The organism is Pseudarthrobacter sp. 1G09, from assembly GCF_050038305.1.
GTDB lineage: Bacteria > Actinomycetota > Actinomycetes > Actinomycetales > Micrococcaceae > Arthrobacter > Arthrobacter equi.
In genome coordinates this window covers 298767-317030 of record NZ_CP188306.1, presented here as the reverse complement: position 1 = coordinate 317030, position 18264 = coordinate 298767, and the positions used below count along the sequence as shown (strand labels likewise).

Sequence of the window (18264 nt, the reverse complement as noted above, 5' to 3'; positions counted from 1 at the left end):
TCAAGGGTCCCCCGCGCAGAATCCAGGCAGGGCTTATGAGGGGTCAAACGGGGGTTGGTTTTGCCGGCTGCTGGATTCCTCAAGCCCTGTTCGGGCGAGGACCGCATGCTGGCCGGCGGGATAATCATAACCCGCCCAGGAGGGCCATTTTGCCACCACAACGGCCATCCAACTATGGACATCATCCCCGCTGCGTAGCACCATCTGAGAGTGACCTCCACGCCCGCCGATCCGTACCTCCGCGAACTCATCCAGCTGAGGCGCGTCAAGGACCGGATGGACCGGGAATATGCCCAGCCGCTGGACGTCGAATCGCTCGCCAGGGACGTCCCCATGTCCGCCGGGCACTTCAGCCGCCGCTTCAAACTCGCGTACGGGGAGTCGCCCTACAGCTACCTGATGACCCGGCGCATCGAACGCGCCATGGCGCTGCTGCGCAAAGGCGACCTCAGCGTCACCGAGGTGTGTTTCGCCGTCGGCTGCTCCTCGCTGGGCACTTTCAGCACCCGGTTCAGCGAGCTGGTGGGGATGCCGCCCAGCGCGTACAAACAGGAAGCGGAACACCCCACGGCGGGCATCCCCGCGTGCGTGGAAAAACAGGTCACCAGACCGGTCAGGAATCGAGAAGCACCCGCCGGGGAGGCATTACTAGCATGACTGGCATGGACATCAACATTTCCTCAACCTTCCTTCCCGCCACCGATCCGGACGCCTCCCTGGCCTTCTACCGCGATGCGCTCGGCTTCGAAATCCGCAACGACGTGGGCCGCGGCACCATGCGCTGGATCACCGTTGGCCCCGCCGGCCAGAAAGACGTCTCCATCGTCCTGCACCCGCCGGCCGTGGACCCCGGCATCACCGAGGACGAACGCCGCACCATCGCCGAAATGATGGCCAAGGGCACCTACGCCACCATCGTCCTCTCCTCCCCCGACGTGGACGCCGCGTTCGCCAAGGTGGAGGCGAGCGGGGCCGACGTTGTCCAGGAGCCCATCGACCAGCCCTACGGCATCCGGGACTGCGCCTTCCGCGACCCCGCCGGAAACACCGTCCGCATCAACCAGCAGCCGTAGGCTGATTACCAACGACGGCGAAGGGAGGCTGCCCGCGCAGCCTCCCTTCAGCGCCGCCCAACGAGATGGAGGCTCGATGAGCACGGATACCGGCACCGACAACCGGGCGGCAGCGGCGCACGTCGCCGACAGCCACGACCTGATCAGCGTGCAGGGCGCACGGGAGAACAACCTCAAGGACGTCAGCCTGGACCTGCCCAAGCGCCGGCTGACGGTGTTCACCGGCGTCTCCGGTTCCGGCAAGAGCTCGCTGGTGTTCGCCACCATCGCTGCCGAATCGCAGCGGATGATCAACGAAACCTACAGCGCGTTCGTGCAGGGCTTCATGCCCAGCCTGGCCCGCCCGGACGTGGACCGGCTGGAGGGGCTGACCACGGCGATCATCGTGGACCAGGAGCGGATGGGCGCCAACCCGCGCTCCACCGTGGGCACCGCCACTGACGCCAACGCCATGCTGCGGATCCTGTTCAGCCGCCTGGGCAAGCCTTACGTTGGCCCGCCCACCGCGTTCTCCTTCAACGTGCCCACCCGCAAGGCCAGCGGCGTGATGAGCACCGAGAAGGGCGGCCGGGTGCAAAAGAGCATCGTCCAGCAGGCCACCTACCTGGGCGGCATGTGCCCGCGCTGCGAGGGCATGGGCAACGTCAGCGACATCGACCGGACCGCGCTGTACGACGATTCCAAGACCCTCGCCGAAGGCGCCCTGACCGTGCCGGGCTATTCGATGGACGGCTGGTACGGCCGGCTGTTCGAGGGCATGGGCCTGCCGATGGACAAGCCGATCGCGTCCTTCACCAAGAAGCAGCTGGACACGATGCTGTTCGCAGAGCCCACCAAGATCAAGGTGGAGGGCGTGAACCTCACGTTCGAGGGCATCATCCCCAAGATCCAGAAGTCCATGCTGTCCAAGGACGTGGAGGCCATGCAGCCGCACGTGCGCCGCTTCGTGGAACGCGCGGTCACGTTCGCCGTCTGCCCCGAGTGCAAGGGCACGCGGCTCACACCCGAGGCCCTGGGGTCCAGGATCAAGGGCAAGAACATCGCGGACCTGTGCACCATGCAGATCAGCGACCTCGCCGACTGGGTGCGGGACCTGGACGAACCCTCCGTCCGGCCGCTGCTCGCCGGGCTCGGGGACCTGCTGGACTCCTTCACGGAAATCGGACTGGGCTACCTGTCCCTGGACCGTCCGGCGGGCACGCTCTCCGGCGGCGAGGCACAGCGCACCAAGATGATCCGCCACCTGGGCTCCTCGCTCACCGACGTCACCTACGTTTTCGACGAGCCCACCATCGGCCTGCACCCGCACGACATCGAGCGGATGAATAACCTCCTGCTGCAGCTGCGGGACAAGGGCAACACCGTCCTGGTGGTGGAACACAAACCGGAGACCATCGCCATCGCGGACCACGTCGTCGACCTCGGCCCCCTGGCCGGCACCGGCGGCGGCGAGATTGTCTACGAGGGCGACGTCGACGGGCTGCGTTCCAGCGATACCGTCACCGGACGGCACCTGGACGACCGCGCCCGGATCAAGGATGCGGTCCGTGCCGCCACCGGTGCCCTGGAAGTGCGCGGCGCCGCCACCAACAACTTGAAGAACGTGGACATCGACGTGCCGCTGGGCGTGCTGTGCGTGGTGACGGGCGTGGCCGGCTCCGGCAAGAGCTCGCTCATCCACGGCTCGCTGGCCAAGCGAGAGGGCGTGCTGGTCATTGACCAGGGTGCCATCAAGGGCTCACGGCGCAGCAACCCCGCCACCTACACCGGCCTCCTGGAGCCGGTGCGCAAGGCCTTCGCCAAGGCCAACGGCGTCAAGCCTGCACTCTTCAGCGCCAACTCCGAGGGCGCCTGCCCCACCTGCAACGGCGCCGGCGTGATTTTCACCGAGCTCGGCGTGATGGCCACGGTGGAGTCCACCTGCGAGGACTGCGAGGGCCGCCGCTTCCAGGCCGCCGTGCTGGAGTACACACTGGGCGGCAGCAGCATCGCGGACGTGTTCGACATGTCCGTGGACGCCGCACTGCAGTACTTCGCCGAAGGTGAAGCCAAGACCCCGGCCGCGCACAAGATCCTGGAACGGCTTGCGGACGTGGGCCTGGGCTACATCACCCTGGGCCAGCCGCTCACCACCCTGTCCGGCGGCGAGCGCCAGCGGCTGAAGCTGGCCACGCAGATGGCCGAGAAGGGCGACGTCTACATCCTGGACGAGCCCACCACCGGCCTGCACCTGGCGGACGTGGAGCAGCTCCTGGGCCTGCTGGACCGGCTGGTGAAGTCAGGGAAGTCGGTGATCGTGATCGAGCACCACCAGGCGGTCATGGCGCACGCGGACTGGATCATCGACATCGGGCCCGGTGCAGGGCACGACGGCGGCACGGTGGTATTCGAGGGCACGCCGGCTGCGCTGGTGGCGGCTCGGTCCACGCTCACCGGGCAGCACCTGGCGGCGTACGTCGGGGCCTAGAGCCGTCCGAGGAAAGCCGCCGTGGCGGCGGCTGTCTGTTCCTGCGCGGCCTCGCGGCTGATGCCGGGATCGCCGTCGCCGGGCTGCGCACCGTAGTCGCCGAAGAAGGCGTGCACGCCGCCCTGGATGGCGGTGAACCCGGCGTCGGCGGGCAGGAGCTCCAGGGAGGCGTCGATCTTCGCCGGGGTGCTGAGCCCGTCCTTGGTCCCGGAAACGGACAGGACCTGCAGCCCTGTCCGGCCGCGGAGCGAGTCCAGCGGGTAGGAGGCGTAGAGCACCAGGCCGCTGACGTCGGGGTTGTCCTGGGCAAACGAGGACGCCGCCACCCCGCCGAGCGAGTGGCCGCCCACCGCCCAGGTGGTGATGTGCGGGTTCGCGTCCATGGCGCCGCGCGCCTGGTTGGCATCCAGCAGGCTGAGCCCCAGCGGCTCCTTCAGGATGACCACCCGGAACCCTGCGCCGACGGCCGGGGCCAGGATGTCCTGGTAGGCCCGTGCGTCCACCCGCGCGCCCGGGTAGAAGACCAGCCCGCCGGAAGGTGCCCGGCCGCCGTCGGGCGTCATGGTGATGGTGGTGTTCGTTTCGGTGACGATCAGGTCGGATTTGGGGCCCGCCTCGGCTGCCGCGCCGGGCTGGTAGGCGAAGGGGTTGAGCCAGGCCAGCGCCGCCACCAAAGCCAGGACGGCGATCCGCCCTGCCCAGGCGCCAATGGCCCTGGGCAGCCTGCGGGGACAGGGCGCGTCCCGGCTCCGCCAGAGGAGGACCGCCCAGGCCATCCCGACGACGGCGGCCGCGATCAGGAGGCCCGGCAGCAGCGGGTGCCCGCCCAGGACAGCCGGGTTCGCCACCAGCATCCAGGCCGGAACCGCGATGAGGGCGGCAGCGCAGGCCGCCGTCACCCAGTAGATCGCGGTCCGGCGCCTCGGACGCACGATGGCTGCAGCGGCGGGGGAAGAGGAGTCCATGGTTCCTGATCATTCCACCGGCGGCCTGATTTCTTGGCAGGGCTGGCCTACGCTGGCCGTATGGCCGAAAAGTTCAGGTACGACGTCGAGATCCTGCACCTGCTGGTGTCCCCCGCGCACGCCTACTTCGGCCGGGCCCGGGACGGAGCCGCCGACGTTCCCACCTCCGATGCGGACGTCGCCGAGGTGGTGGCCGGCAAGGGCATCGTGGGTGACAGGTTCTTCGGGAAGGCCGCCCACATGGACGCCGCGGTGACCCTGTTCGCCGTCGAATCCCTGGAGGCCATCGCGTCCGAGCTGGGGGCTAACCCCTTCAATCCCTTGCTGACGCGGCGGAACGTGATCCTCCGCGGCGCGCAGCTGCCGCCTCTGCTGAGGCAGGACTTCACGCTGGAATCGGGTGGGTCCCGGGTGGATTTCCACGGCGGCCGGCACGCGCAGCCCTGCGCCTGGATGAACCAGATGCTGGCTCCCGGCGCCCACCCCGCCATGCGGGGCCGCGGCGGCATCCGCTGCCGGGCGCTTTCCGGCGGACTGCTGCACCGGGGCCCGGCGGTGCTGGTAAGTCCGGTGCCGCTGGACCCTTCGCTGGCCGGGGAGGCGAGCCTGCTCAGGGCGTCGCGGCTGCCGTAGTGCATCCCCTCCTGCCGCCCGCGGTGATTACAAATCCGTAGAGTCATTAACTGATTGAAGAATCTTATTTACAAGTTTGTCATACCGAGATAGGTTCTCTCCAGCGGACCACCCAACTGGTCCGCTTCACCCGAACCTACCGAGGACAGCTATGACATCAACCAGGACTCTGGCCACAAGCCTCATGAGCCTCACCACCGCAGCCCTGTTCGCCCTCTGCTCAGCAGGCCAGGCAACGGCAGCGCCCGGATCGCCGGACAACAAGGATGTTGCCGGCGTCAGCAGCGCGGCAGTCACCGACACCAGCGGAGCCGACTACTGGACGCCGGAACGCATGCGCTCGGCCGTCCCGGCGGACGTTCTGGCAAAGAAGGCCGTGGACCGGCAAAAGGCCAACCCGGCAGTCCTGCCGGAGCAGGCCAAGGGCCCGGAGGCCAAAATCCAGGGCTCCGCACCCCAGATCCAAACCAAGGCCAACGCCAGCGAAACCCCCGTGTCCCACATCGGCAAGGTGTTCTTCACCCTCGGCGGCACAAACTACGTCTGCTCGGCCAACTCGGTAGTGTCCACCAACCGCAACACCGTATCCACCGCTGGCCACTGCCTCAACGAGGGCCCCGGAGCCTTCGCCACCAAATTCACGTTCGTTCCTGCCTACCTGAATGGCGCCGCACCCTACGGAAAGTGGACTGCCAAGGCGCTGTACGCCCCCACCCAGTGGAGCTCGTCCGGCAGCATGCAGTACGACACGGGCTTTGCCGTGGTGAGCCAGCTCAACGGCCGTAACCTGGCCGACGTCGTCGGGGCCTCCGGCGTCAGCTTCAACGCCGCCCGCGGCCTCGCCTACAAGGCCTTCGGCTACCCGGCAGCCTCACCGTTCAATGGCGAATCGCTGAAGAGCTGCTCCGGCACCGCCACCAACGATCCCTACAGCCCCGAGTTCAACACCCAGGGAATTCCCTGCAACATGACCGGCGGCTCCTCAGGCGGACCCTGGTTCATCGGCACCAGCTCCAGCGGTTACCAGAACTCGGTCAACAGCTACGGCTACGGCACCAACTCCACCAAGATGTACGGCCCGTACTGGGGTTCAGTGATCCAGCAGGCGTACAACTCCGCGTCCTCGGCTCCCTAAGGCGGACGACGGCGTCACGCACGGCACGCTTTCGGCCCGCCCCAGGCGGGGAAGCCCCTAAAGCCGGGGCTCCGGCGTCGTGCGTCCTGCAAAAGCATGCCTGGCGTGACGGCAAGCGGCGGCTCCCAAAGCGGGGGCCGCCGTCGCGCGTTCATCTGACGAAGGCCCCGCGTGACTGCAGCGGGCAGCCGGCGTCAGTCCAGCTTGACCCCGCGGAGCAGCACCATGGTTCCGCCCACCACCACCGCGGACGCCAGGAACACGCCAGCGGCCCCCAGGCCTGCCGCGACGACGCCGATGGTACTCGGCAGGACCACCTGGCCCACGCGGTTCCCGGCGAGGCGGAGGGCGAGCGCCCGTCCGCGCTGCCCCGCCGGTGCCTGCGCGGACAACCATGACATGGTGAGCGGCTGGCCGATGCCGAGGCCCAGCCCCAGTACTGCCATCACCACGAACAGCAGCCAGGCGGGCATGGGGATGGCCGCGGCGGCCAGGGCGGCAGTAGACAGTGCCAGGCTGGTGACCAGGAGCCGCATGCGCCCGATTCTTCGGGAGACCCGGCCCAGCAGGAGCCTGGAGACCATGGAGAACACGGCACGGACTGTAAGCATCGCGCCCACGGTGGCCGCGGTGAGGCCGCGGTCCGTTCCCAGCGCGGGGAGGTAGACCATGGTCAGGTCCACCACGGCGAGAACGGTGGCGCTGGTGGCCAGCGCGCGGGCCACGCCGGGGGTTTTGAGGAGTGAGATGGCACTGCCCTTGGCGGCACCGGCGTCGCCGGCTTTCTTCCGGCCGCCGCTGACCTCGGCCGAAACCATGAACGTAGTAGCGAAAAGCGCCGCGCTCATGCAGGCGGCGAGCAGGAAGATCATGCGGGTGTCCGGCTGGACCGAGTTGCCGCCCACCAGGGAAATCGCCAGCGGCCCCAAGGCCTGGCCCAGCGAGGCGGCGAACGTCAGGTAGCCGAAGGCGGAGTCCATCCGGCTCGCCGCGGCGTTGTTCGCCACCACCGCCTGCTGCCCCACCACGCAGGCCAGCTGCCCGGCGCCCAGGAAGGCGGTGCCAATGACCAGGGCCGTAATGGATGAACCCCAGAACAGCAGGAACGCGGAGCAGGCAAGCACGACGCCGGACCCGATCGCCATGAGCCGGCGCTCACCCAGGCGATCCACCAGGCCGCCCGTGGGAACGGCGAGGAGCAGGGGAAAGACGGCGTAGCTCGCGGCCAGGAGGCCCAGGGCGAAGCCTGGGACGTCCAGCTCCAGCGCACGGTAAGTGGCGGCCGGCCGCACCAGGAACGTGACGGCCTGGATCAGGGCCGAGTGCAGGAGCAGGGCGGTGGCCGAGCGCCGCCCGAGTTCTCCGATCACCAGCCGGTTCCGTTCTTTCCGGAGATGGCCCGGACGGCGGCGTCGCGTGCGCCCATGACATGGTCGAAGGCCACCTTGGCTGCCCGCTCCGGGTCGCCGGCGGCGATCGCTTCAACCAGGGCCCGGTGCTGCGCCAGCGCCTGGTCCCGCCGCCTCTGGGTGCTGTTGGTGTAGTGCCGGTACCGCTCCATCTGGCTGGAGACCTGGTCGTGGAACCGCCCGGCCCAGGAATTGCCGGCGATCAGGGCGATCCGGGCGTGCAGGGCCATCCCCTGCTGCATGGCGTCGTCGGCAAACTCCACCAGCGCGGCGTTCCGTGCCAGGATTCCCTTGAGTTCGTCCAGGTCCGCGGGGGTCGCTTTCAGGCAGGTATTTCGCGCCATGAGGGACTCCACGGCCGCCCGCACCTCGTACAGCTCCGAGATTTCTGCCTCGTCCAGTACCGGGACCACCACGCCGCCGGTGGGTTGCTGCTCCAGGAGGTTCTCCGAAATCAGCCGGCGTATGGCTTCGCGCAGGGGCGTCCGGCTCACCTGCAGTTCGGTGGCCATTGCCGGTTCATAGACGCGCTCACCCGGTTTCAGGTCAAGGCTGAGGATGCGCCGCTTCAGTTCGGCATAGACAACGTGGGCGCCCGTGTTCCGGGCGGGAATTGCTGGCATGGGTGGGACCTCCGGCCTAAGCATACTTGTATACAACTATGCAGAGGTTCTTTTGCGGACCACATGACGCGGGCAATCGTGCGTGCGCGAGACGGCGGAGCCGGGGCAGCACGCAGAAAGGAGGGGACAGCACGTGCTGTCCCCTCCTTCGTGTCTGGCCTGGCTGCGCCGGCCCTTTCAGGCCGGTCAGGCCTTGTGCGCCTCCAGGTCCTCCAGCGACTTGCCTTTGGTGTCCGAGGACATGAGGGTGGCCACGGTGGCCACCAGGCAGATGACGAAGGTGGCCAGCCCGATGGTCAGCGGCACGTTGGCGGTGCCCGGAGGGGCGATGGCCGTGAATATGCTGGGGAAGAAGGACGCGATCATCAGGCCGATGTTCTGCGAGACGGCAAAACCGGTGACGCGGATCCGCATGGGGAACTGCTCCTGGAAGAATGTGGCGAAGGTGGCGTTCCACATCTGGAAGAAAATGCCCTGCACAATCACCACGGAGACGAAGACCAGCGGCAGGCTGCCCTGTTCAATCGCCCACAGGTAGCCGCCCACCATCACGCCACCCAGCAGTCCGCCGCCTGCCATCAGCGTTCGCCGGCCAATCCGGTCGGACAGCGCCCCGAAGAGCGGAATGGTGACGACGGCGGCGATGTTGGCCACCAGCGTGACCCACAGGAACTCGCTGCTGGAGAACCCGTTGCCGTAGCCCTTCTGGGTGGCGTAGGAAACTCCGAAGATCAGGGTGGCCATGCCGATGACATTCGCGAAAGTCATCAGGATGCAGCGGACCAGGGCGCCGGGGCGGGTGCGCAGGAGCTCCATCAGCGGGAAGCGCTGCTTCTGCGCAGCTTCCCCGGATTTCGCAGCGTATGCAGGCGGTTCCTGGACCCGGCGGCGGATGAAGTAGCCGGCAAGAATGACCACGGCACTCAGCAGGAACGGGATGCGCCAGCCCCAGGACGCGAACTGGTCCGCCGGGAGGGCCGCGGACAGCGGGAGCAAAACAGCTGTGGCCAGGATGGAGCCCACTTGAGTGCCCTGCAGGCTGAAACTGGCGAAGAAGCCGCGCCTGGAATCCGGCGAGTGCTCAACGATCATCGCACTGGCACCGCCCAGTTCACCGGCCACGGCGAAGCCCTGGATCAGGCGGAGGACCACCAGCAGGGCCGGAGCCAGGAGGCCCACCTGCCCGTAAGTAGGGAGGAGGCCCACGGCGAAGGTGGCGAAACCCATGAGCAGCATCGCGAAGACCAGTACGCTCTTGCGGCCCTTCCGGTCACCGTAAGCACCAAGGACCACGGCGCCGATGGGCCGGGACACATAGCCCACCGCATAGGTGGCCAGGGACGCGATGATGCCGACGGTGGGGTTTTCCGACGGGAAGAAGATGGTGGGGAAAACCAGGGTCGCGGCCAGGGAGTACAGCGCAAAGTCGTAGTACTCCAGGGCGCTTCCGATCCAACCGCTCATCGCGGCCTTCCTCGGATCCCGCGGACCGGCTCCTGCCGCCCCGCTGGTGCGGACGGCGCTGCTGTGGGTAGTGCTCATGAGATTGTCCTTCGACTCCATTGGCAAAGAACCGGCAGGCCGGTACTTTGAATCGATTCATAATCTTAGGACGTGATACGCATTACGTCAACGGGCAAGCGCTATCCCGGCACGTAGGCCTCTTGCGCCGGGCGGATGAAATCGGCCACCGCGGCAGAGGGATCGCCCCGCCAACAGGCCAGGAAAACCTCAATCCGCAGGGCGTATCCCAGGGCGGACCGGGCAGCTGGTCAGTTCTCGGCGGAGCCGAGGCTCACAGTATGGCCGTGGCGTTGGCTGGCGATCCTGTTCCGCCAGTGATGTTGAGCGGTTTGATACTGATGAATGCATCCCACTGGCCGGTATTGCGCATGTGCCGGGCCAGCGGGCCAAGCCGCCACAGTTCACCCAGGGGCATGCCCAGCTTGGCGAGGAGCTGCTGGTGCATCATGCCGTGGTCGTTGGGGGCCGAGTCCCGGTACGGGCTGTACGGAACCGCGGGCAGGCATTCGAGGGCGAAGTTGTCCGCTGCGAGCAGTGCCAGGCGCTGGTCCCAGGCCCACGCCACGAAGTCCTGCGACTGGGCGATGCCGGTGGCCGTCCTGCTGTCGCGCACCTGCTGCTTTTCCGCCGTCGGGAGGTCCAGGAACCATTCGCACCAGCCCGTGTGCAGCAGCAGGATGTCCCCCTGGCGGAGGGTGGCGCGCTGTGCCGCCAGGGCCGCTTCGATGAGGTCGAGGCCCAGCGGCTCCCCTGCTGCATGGTCGATCGGGGTGCCGCAGGCGGCGCGGTAACCCCCGAGGTCCACCAGCATCGCGCGGCCAACGATCGGTTCGTCCGCCCATTCCTGGATGCCCAGGTCCGGGGTCCCCTCCACCACGCGGTCATCGGCAGTGCCGTTGTAGAAACCCACGTCGTCCGCCCGGCGGTGCCGGAGTCCGTCCACCTGGCTGGACCCCTGGAGGTAGTAGCCGTCCAGGAAGTCATCGCGGTGTGCCGGGTGGGAGGAGTAGATGGTGTGTTTGGGTGCGCCGCGCTTCAAGGACATTCCGGGGTGGAACGCGTCTGCCGGGTAGTCGAGGCCGAAGACGGTGCCGGTACGTATGCACTCCCGCGCATTAAGCAGCACCTCGGGGGTGATGAACGACGGCGTCCCGCGGGTTGGGTGCGGAAACAGGCCCCAGGAGGTGCCGGCAAGGCGCCCCTCCCGCCGGAGCAGCCCGTCAAAGTCGAGATATATACCGTCAGCAGAATTCATCGGGCCCCCGCCTTCTGCGGCTGCTCCTGTGGCTGGCGGCGCTTGTAGCTGAGCAGGAAACCAGCCACGGCGCAAACAGAGGCCGCGATGCAGATGGGTGTCTTGACGGTGTCATTGAGCGCCGTGAGCCACTGGCCCTGGCCCGCCACGAGGCCGATGGCCTGGCCGAGGACGAAGACGATGCCGCCGGCCAGCAGTACAGCCAGTGTGAGGACGAAGAGGACTTCGATGGCCCTTCGGAAGGCGTGCATGGATTGTTCCCTAGATCGGCAGGATGCCGAGGATGATCAGGACGCCGATGCCCAGCAGTGGCAGGGCGTAATGGGTCAGGAGCCGGGCAAATGTTTTGAGTGGGTCAACGTCCGCGATGCCGCAGGCCACGTACAGCGGGGCACCGCCGGGTGGGACGGCCGCTTCGCAGGACGAGAACACCAGGACGGCCACGGCAGCGGTGGTGGCCGGGACGCCGGCGGCGACGAGGGTTGCCACGCCCACCGTTCCCACGGCGGCCATGGTGGCGGTGGCGGACAGCGGCGCCGCCACCGCAATGATGATCAGGCCGATCAGGATGGCGAGCAGCCACAGCGGCAGGTTCATCCCGTTGAGGAGAGTGGTCATCTGCTGGGGCAACCCGGTGGCGGCCAGCGCGTTGGCCCCGGCGAAGGCGAACACCACGGTGACGCCCACAATGCCGAACCGCGGAGCGGACTCCTGCAGCAGCGTCCACCAGCCCCGGCCGCTGCCCGGCAGGTTTTTCCGGCCCAGCAGGAGGCCGGTGATGATCAGGACTACGGGAATCCACACGATGACGCTGACGGATTTGGTGACGTCCCCGCCAGTCCAGTCCGACAGGCCCTTGGCCAGGTCACCCGTGGTGATCACCAGCGGGATGGCCACCACCACGAACAGCAGCAGCGTGGCCCAGCCGCGGCCGAAGGCCGAGCGCACCGTCAGCCGGTGCGCGGCGTCGAGCGGGGTCATTCCGCTTTTGCGGACCAGCAGCCAGGTAACCACCAGCCGGTGCAGGAAGCACCAGAGGCCGCCGAAGAGTAGGGGCAGGACCAGCGCGTTGATGTCCAGCAGCGGCCCCACGGTGGCCGAACCCACCAGAACGAACATCGAAGCGCTGAACGGGAACGTGATGCCCATGCCGGCGTTGCCCGCCACCAGCGTGGCCGCGGACGGCTTGTCCAGCTTGGACTTTTCCATCCACGGAATGGTCACGGAACCCACCGTGGCGGCGATGGCGGCCTGGTTGTGCACCACCCCGCCCAGTCCGGCAGACGCCACCGTGGAAACCCAGGCCGGCCCGCCCTTGACCCCGCCGATGAGCGAGTTCAAAAGGTCGATCAGCCGGTCCAGGACGCCTGCCTTGTCCAGCAGGTAGCCCATGAAGACGAATGCCATGGTGGCGTAGACAATCTCGTCGGTAATGGCGTCGTACAGCGAATCCCAGCCAATGGCCGCCGCGGCGGCGCCGGTGAAGGGCAGCACCGCCAGGAAGCCGAGGATCATGGCCTCCCCCACGCTGCGCTTGATCACGGTGGTCCAGAGGAGGATGACGGCAAGGTAGGCGCCGAGTGCCCAGATGCCGATCATGCTGCTGCTCCTGACGCCCGGTTGCCGGTTGGTGTGGAAATCACTGTGTTACCCGTTCCTGATTGTGCCTGACTGCGCGGTCAGCGCAAGGCCGGTTCCGTGGCTTCCGCCATGCGGGCCAGCGCGGTGGCCGAGGCGGTGGTCATCTCTGCGGGGACGCCAAGGTCAGACAGGTAGCTGGCGGTGTCCTGCATTTCCTTCGACCGGCGGACGGCGTGCTTGGCGCTGCCGGTAAGGAACCGATCGATCACGGCCTGGCCGTCGCCGGCCAGCTGCCCGGCGATCTGGCTGCGGATCCATTCCTCCAGGCCCGCTGCCTTTCCAGCCGTGACGGCTTCGACCACCACGGAGGCCAGGCCCTTCATGAGGACGCTGCGCAGCAGTTTGTGGGCCATCGCCGCCCCGGGCTCCCCATCGGCGATTTCCACCTGTACGCCCAACGGGACCAGCAGGTCGGCAACGGCCTGGGCGCCGGGACCGCTCACCATCAGCGGGGTCTTTTCGCCCAGCGCGGAGACCGGGCCGAGGATGGCGACGTCGGCGAAGCCGGCTTTGCTGGGCAAGTGGCCGAGCTCCTGCATCACGCCCGGGGACGAGGACGTGAAGTCCGCGTAGACGCTGCCGGCGCCGAGCACGGGCAGGCACTCCCCAGCCACGCTGCGGGCGGCTGCAGCGCCGGTCATCACCAGGACGATGTCCGCTCCGGTGCATGCTTCGGCTGCCGTTGCGGCCCGCGTGACGCCTGCCGGGGTGGTGGGGGCCACCGGATCGAAGCCGGTGACCTGGTGGCCCGCGGCGGTCAGTGCCGCGGCGTAGGTGGCTCCGGCTTCGCCGAGGCCGATGACGGTGCACGCTGTCATGGTTTGCTCTGTTCCTTCTGGTGGCGTTCTGGTGGTGTTGGTGTTCAGTTGCGGGCTGCGACGATGGCCTGGCGGCGGTTCGTCTCATCCGCAAAGACCGCTTCGGCAGCCTCGGCGACGGCGGTGGCCTGCTCCCGGGGGATGACCACCACGCCGTCCGAGTCGCCCACGATCACGTCGCCCGGGAGGACAGGGACGCCGCCGAAGGCGACGGCGGTCCCCAGCCTGAACGGGCCATCCTTGTAGGGACCGGCGGGCGAAGTAGCCCTGGCGAAGACGGGCATGCCAATCTCACCCAGCGCCTCGGCGTCGCGCGCTGCTCCGTCCAGGACGAAGCCAGCCACGCCAAGGTTGATGGCGCGCTCACCGATCAGCTCGCCCAGGAGGGCACGGGATTCGTCCCCGCCGCCGGCCACCACAATGACGTCTCCGGGACGGACCTGCTGCAGGGCCTGGTGGATGCCCTTGTTGTCGCCGGGGCGGGTCCACACGGTGAAGGCCGGCCCGGCAAGCTTTGCACCCGGCCAGACAGCCTGGATGGCCGAATCCGCGACGCCGAGGCGGTCCATGGCATCGCCGATGTTGGCTGCGGGCAGTTTGGCGAGCCGTTCGATGGTGGCCTGGTCGGGGCGCGCGAAGTCCGCGTCGGTGGCGTCAATGGCTGGAGTTGTCATGATGGATCTTTCCGTTCAGGGCCGGCAGGGTCAGTCTTTTTTCTGGACCATCGGGAGGACTTCCTTGAAGTCCTCTTCCTGGCCGGCCCAGAACGTCTTGTAGTCGGCGCCGTTGAGGTAGCTGGTCTGCAGGCCCAGGTCCTGCATCTTCTTCACCACGGCGGGGTCCTCGATGGCCTTCTGGATGGCGGCTTCGAGCTTCTTGGCAACGTCATCGGGCAGGCCGGCGGGTGCGGAGTAGCCGCGGGCGGTGCCGGCGGTCAGGTCGTAGCCGGATTCCTTGAAGGTGGGGATGTCCGGCAGGGCAGGTGCGCGCTCCGCGGACATGACGCCGAGGACGCGGGCCTTACCCTGCTTGCTGAGGTCGTTCACGTCGCTGACGTTGGCCACCAGGACATCCACGTGCTTGCCGAGGAACGCGGTGGTGGCCTGCGAGGCACCCTCCGAGAAGTGGACCGGAGCGAATTCCGAGCCCGTGTTTTCCTGGATCTGGGCCAAGGCGAAGTGCTCGCCGGTCTGCAGGCCGGTGGTGCTGGCGGTCATGGACTTCGGGTTGGCCTTGGCGGCGTCCAGCAGGTCCTTGATGGTCTTGTACGGGCTGTCCGGCTGGACGGCGATGACGGTGGGGTCAATGACCTGGCGGCCCAGAGGCTGGAAGCTTTCGCGGGTGTACTTGGCCCCGCGGGACGGGTCCAGGGGCGACACCACTACCGACGGCGATCCGGTGGCGCCGATGGTGTAGCCGTCGGGCTTGGCGCTGGTGAGCTGGGTGTAGCCGATCTGACCGCCGGCGCCGGGCTTGTTGATGACCTCGACGTTGGTGCCGAGCTCCTTTTCGAGGACCGGCTGGATGAGCCGGGCGGCGGTGTCCACGGCGCCGCCCGAGCCGAAGGCGACGATGATGTCGATCGATTTGCCCTTCTTCGGGAAATCGCTGGCCGCACCGGCGGCGCCGGTGGCTCCGGGGTTGGCACCGCAGCCGGTGAGTGCGATCAGGGATGCCGCGGCAAGGGCGGCGGCGAGGCGCATACGGGTCTTCATGGTTCTTCTCCTTTGAAGGTGGGGATTTGGATGCAAGGGGGAATGCGGCGGGGTCTAGGTTTCGGGGTCTTCGTTCAGGGCCTTGGGCTTGCGGAGCTTGAGCAGCGGGCTGAAGACGATCAGCACGCCCAGGCCGATCAGCACCGCGGAGATGGGGCGGCTGGTGAAGATGCTGAAGTCACCCTGGGAGATTTCGAGGGACTCGCGCAGTGACCGTTCCATCAGCGGGCCGAGGACCAGCGTGAGCACCATGGGTGCCAGCGGGATGTCCAGGTGCCGGAGGGCCAGGCCCAGGAGGCCGAAGCCGATCATCACGAAGACATCGAAGACGCTGAAGTTGATGGTGTAGGCGCCAATCACCATGAACAGCAGAATCAGGGCGGTGAGGATCGACGACGGGACGCGGAGGATGGAGGTCCAGAGCCCCACGAGCGGGACGTTGAGGAGGAGCAGGATCAGGTTGCCGATGAAGAGGCTGGCGATGATGGCCCAGGCAATCTCGGAGTTCTCGGTAAAGAGGGTGGGTCCCGGGGTGAGTCCCTGCTGCAGGAAGGCGCCCATCAAAACGGCGATGGTGGGTGAGGCCGGAATGCCGAGGGTAAACAGCGGGATGAGGGCCGCGTTGGCGTGGGCGTTGTTGGCCGTTTCGGGGCCGGCAACACCTTCAATGGCGCCCTTGCCGAGTTCGTGGCGGTTGCGGGAGAACTTCTTTTCCGCACCGTAGGACAGCAACGAGGAGACAGAGCCGGTCATGCCCGGGATGAGGCCCAGACCAAAACCGATGCCGGTGCCGCGGGCCATCGCTGGGGCGCTGCGAAGCCATTCCTTGCCGGTGGGCAGCAGCGAGCGCAGGTTGGGTGCGTGCACCGCGGCTGGCTGGTCACCCTTGCGGTAGGACAGAAGTTCGGAGAGGCCGAAGACGCCCACGATCACGGCCACGAAGCTGACACCGTCCAGGAGCCGGTCCATGCCGAAGGTGAAGCGCGGCGCGCCGGCCACGGGGTCGATGCCCACCATGGAGATCAGCAGGCCCAGGGCGCCGGAGATGACGGCCTTGACCATGGACTTTCCGGCGAGGGCCACCAGGAGCGAAATGCCCACCACCATGAGGGCAAAGAATTCCGGCGGCCCCACCAGCAGGCCGAGTTCGCCCAGCGGTTTGGCGGCTGCCACCAGGCCGATGGTGGCGATGGTTCCGCCCACGAAGGACCCGACGGCGGCGATGGTCAGGGCGGCGCCTGCCTTGCCGATCTTGGTCATGGCGTAGCCGTCGATGGTGGTGATGGCGGAGGCTGCTTCTCCGGGGGTGTTCAGCAGCACGCTGGTGATGGTTCCCCCGTAGGCGGTGCCGTAGAAGATGGCACACAGCATGATGATGGCGCCGGTGGCGTCCATGTTCAGGGTGAGCGGGATGAGCAGGGCGACGCCGGCCACCGGGCCGATGCCCGGCAGGACGCCGATGATGGTGCCCAGCAGGCAGCCCAGGAAGGCGAACAGCAGATTCTGCCAGGTCATGGCGGCCGCGAAGCCGTTGAGGAGTTCGTTGAGGGTATCCACGTCTAGAGTCCGATCGCGTTAAGGAAGGGAAGGGCGGAGACCGGCAACGCGACGTTCAGGCCGTAGTTGAAGGCGTAGAACGCCCCAAAGCTTCCGGCCACGGCGATGACCAGCGAGGACACCCAGGTCCTGCTCCCGCGAATTTTCAGGTGGTACAGCAGGAAGGCGAACATGCTCAGCTGGAACCCGAGCAGGTCCATGACGGCCGCGAGGATCACCAGGCTGGCGACGACGGCGATCACGAGTCCGCGGTCAACGCCGGCTGCCGTTTCGCTGGGGTTGCGGAGTTCCTGGAGCAGCCAGAGGAGGGCCATTGCGGCGAGGACGGCGCCCATGGCAAAGGGGAAGAGGCCCGGACCCGGGCCGAGGGATGTCCACAGCCCGAGGCTGATGGAGCTGACGAGGACATACACACCGACGGCCGCGAAGGCGCCGATTCCTGCCAGCACGGAAGGGGCCACCCGGGTTGTGCCTTCATGCCCGGGGTTCGTCGTGACTGACTCCGTTGTCATGGGATTCCTTTTCACTGCGCGTCATTGCATTTCACAGAATGAAACTATATTGCGTACTGAGAAATGGTGACAGGAGACACACGGACTGTCAAGCGCAAGGAAATTACATAGAATGGAAGAATGGCGACGACGACTTCCAACACGGCTGGGCCGGCAGAAGAGGGGCCCAAGTCCTCGAACATGCGCTCCCTCTCGAGGGCCATGGAGGTCTTTGCGGAACTGCAACGGGCGGAACGGCCGCAGCGGCTCAGCGACCTGGCCCGGAACTGCGGCATGAGCCTGCCCACCACCCTGCGGATCCTTCGGGTTCTGCAGGATTTCGGGATGGTGAGCCAAACGGACAAGTCCTACCGGATCGGCCCGGCCGTACTCCCGGCGGCCCGCAGCTTCCTGGAAAACGATCCCCTCGTGGTCGCGGCACGCCCCATCCTGCAGCAGGTGGCCTCGCAGACCGGACTGACGGCGTCGTTGTATTCCCGGCTGGGCTTCGAGCGCATCCTGGTGGCACGCGTGGACGGCGAGGCGCCGCTGCGCTACGACCTTCCGCTGGGCAAGCGGCTGCCGCTGACGCTCGGCGCAGCAGGGAAAATCCTGCTGGCAACGGCCTCCGACGACGAACTTCAGCAGGTGGTCACGGCGGCAGTGGCCTCCGGCCAGGAAGACGCGGACCTGACGGCAAAAGACCTGCGCGGGCGCCTCCCCGAACCCGGGACCGACTACGCCTACTCCGCTGACGAGCGGGCCACCGGCGTCCTCTCAGTTGCCATGGCCATCCAGAACCGGACCGGCCGGCCTACCGAATCCATCTCACTGACCAGCCCGGTGGAGGCTGCCAGCGAAGCCACCCTGAAAGCCGGAGTCCCCGAGCTCCGCCGCGCCGCCGGCCGCCTCTCCGAGCTGCTCGAGGGCTCCGTCTACTGAACGCAACTGTGCCCAA

18 protein-coding genes are annotated in these 18264 nt (G+C 67.4%); 6 read left to right on the top strand and 12 right to left on the bottom strand.

Annotation, left to right across the window (positions count from 1 at the left end):
• Nucleotides 1-210: 210 nt before the first annotated feature.
• From ACP3TD_RS01480 to ACP3TD_RS01470, 3 genes are all read left to right on the top strand, one after another.
• Nucleotides 211-657: a helix-turn-helix transcriptional regulator gene (locus ACP3TD_RS01480; protein WP_426765013.1), complete on the top strand. Its 447-nt coding sequence runs from the start codon at nucleotides 211-213 to the stop codon at nucleotides 655-657.
• Nucleotides 654-1073 (top strand): VOC family protein, encoded by a 420-nt coding sequence (locus tag ACP3TD_RS01475; protein WP_012630848.1) that lies wholly within the window; start codon nucleotides 654-656, stop codon nucleotides 1071-1073. The genes ACP3TD_RS01480 and ACP3TD_RS01475 overlap by 4 nt, the downstream gene beginning before the upstream one ends.
• Before the next feature lie 76 nt (nucleotides 1074-1149).
• Nucleotides 1150-3540, top strand: coding sequence for an ATP-binding cassette domain-containing protein (locus ACP3TD_RS01470; RefSeq protein WP_426765012.1), 2391 nt, complete (start codon nucleotides 1150-1152; stop codon nucleotides 3538-3540).
• Here ACP3TD_RS01470 and ACP3TD_RS01465 read toward each other — a convergent pair.
• On the bottom strand, nucleotides 3537-4505 hold the full coding sequence (locus ACP3TD_RS01465) for an alpha/beta hydrolase (protein ID WP_426765011.1): 969 nt from the start codon (nucleotides 4503-4505) through the stop codon (nucleotides 3537-3539). The genes ACP3TD_RS01470 and ACP3TD_RS01465 overlap by 4 nt on opposite strands.
• Before the next feature lie 60 nt (nucleotides 4506-4565).
• Between ACP3TD_RS01465 and ACP3TD_RS01460 the strand changes: the two genes are divergently transcribed.
• Both ACP3TD_RS01460 and ACP3TD_RS01455 read left to right on the top strand, forming a co-directional pair.
• On the top strand, nucleotides 4566-5138 hold the full coding sequence (locus tag ACP3TD_RS01460) for an MOSC domain-containing protein (protein ID WP_426765010.1): 573 nt from the start codon (nucleotides 4566-4568) through the stop codon (nucleotides 5136-5138).
• A 151-nt stretch (nucleotides 5139-5289) separates the two neighbouring features.
• A complete protein-coding gene (locus ACP3TD_RS01455) occupies nucleotides 5290-6273 on the top strand; it encodes a trypsin-like serine peptidase (RefSeq protein WP_426765009.1) in 984 nt (327 codons plus the stop codon).
• Nucleotides 6274-6467: 194 nt separating this feature from the next.
• Here the strand turns inward: ACP3TD_RS01455 and ACP3TD_RS01450 are convergent, their stop codons facing one another.
• From ACP3TD_RS01450 to ACP3TD_RS01400, 11 genes are all read right to left on the bottom strand, one after another.
• Complete coding sequence (locus ACP3TD_RS01450; protein WP_426765008.1) at nucleotides 6468-7643, bottom strand: MFS transporter; 1176 nt, start codon at nucleotides 7641-7643, stop codon at nucleotides 6468-6470.
• The gene (locus tag ACP3TD_RS01445) at nucleotides 7640-8305 is read right to left on the bottom strand and encodes a GntR family transcriptional regulator (protein ID WP_426765007.1); all 666 of its coding nucleotides are present in this window, start codon (nucleotides 8303-8305) and stop codon (nucleotides 7640-7642) included. The genes ACP3TD_RS01450 and ACP3TD_RS01445 overlap by 4 nt, the downstream gene beginning before the upstream one ends.
• 186 nt (nucleotides 8306-8491) lie before the next feature.
• Entirely contained in the window at nucleotides 8492-9847 is a 1356-nt protein-coding gene (locus tag ACP3TD_RS01440) for an MFS transporter (RefSeq protein WP_426765006.1), read from the bottom strand.
• A gap of 253 nt (nucleotides 9848-10100) precedes the next feature.
• Nucleotides 10101-11084 (bottom strand): cyclase family protein, encoded by a 984-nt coding sequence (locus ACP3TD_RS01435; protein ID WP_426765005.1) that lies wholly within the window; start codon nucleotides 11082-11084, stop codon nucleotides 10101-10103.
• A complete protein-coding gene (locus ACP3TD_RS01430; protein WP_426765004.1) occupies nucleotides 11081-11335 on the bottom strand; it encodes a hypothetical protein in 255 nt (84 codons plus the stop codon). Before ACP3TD_RS01430 ends, ACP3TD_RS01435 begins: the two co-directional genes overlap by 4 nt.
• Nucleotides 11336-11345: 10 nt before the next feature.
• Nucleotides 11346-12683, bottom strand: a complete 1338-nt coding sequence (locus tag ACP3TD_RS01425; protein WP_426765003.1) for a TRAP transporter large permease subunit — start codon at nucleotides 12681-12683, stop codon at nucleotides 11346-11348.
• Between the two features lie 80 nt (nucleotides 12684-12763).
• Nucleotides 12764-13543: a DUF1932 domain-containing protein gene (locus tag ACP3TD_RS01420; RefSeq protein ID WP_426765002.1), complete on the bottom strand. Its 780-nt coding sequence runs from the start codon at nucleotides 13541-13543 to the stop codon at nucleotides 12764-12766.
• Nucleotides 13544-13587: 44 nt separating this feature from the next.
• Complete coding sequence (locus ACP3TD_RS01415; protein ID WP_426765001.1) at nucleotides 13588-14217, bottom strand: methyltransferase; 630 nt, start codon at nucleotides 14215-14217, stop codon at nucleotides 13588-13590.
• Between the two features lie 30 nt (nucleotides 14218-14247).
• Nucleotides 14248-15258, bottom strand: a complete 1011-nt coding sequence (locus tag ACP3TD_RS01410) for a tripartite tricarboxylate transporter substrate binding protein (protein ID WP_426765000.1) — start codon at nucleotides 15256-15258, stop codon at nucleotides 14248-14250.
• Between the two features lie 54 nt (nucleotides 15259-15312).
• Entirely contained in the window at nucleotides 15313-16815 is a 1503-nt protein-coding gene (locus tag ACP3TD_RS01405) for a tripartite tricarboxylate transporter permease (RefSeq protein WP_426764999.1), read from the bottom strand.
• A 2-nt stretch (nucleotides 16816-16817) separates the two neighbouring features.
• Nucleotides 16818-17327 carry a tripartite tricarboxylate transporter TctB family protein gene (locus ACP3TD_RS01400; RefSeq protein ID WP_426764998.1) on the bottom strand — a complete coding sequence of 170 codons (510 nt, stop codon included), beginning with the start codon at nucleotides 17325-17327 and terminating at the stop codon, nucleotides 16818-16820.
• Nucleotides 17328-17447: 120 nt separating this feature from the next.
• On the opposite strand from ACP3TD_RS01400, the gene ACP3TD_RS01395 reads away from it, so the two are divergent.
• Nucleotides 17448-18248 (top strand): IclR family transcriptional regulator, encoded by an 801-nt coding sequence (locus ACP3TD_RS01395; RefSeq protein ID WP_426764997.1) that lies wholly within the window; start codon nucleotides 17448-17450, stop codon nucleotides 18246-18248.
• The last annotated feature ends 16 nt before the right edge of the window (nucleotides 18249-18264 follow it).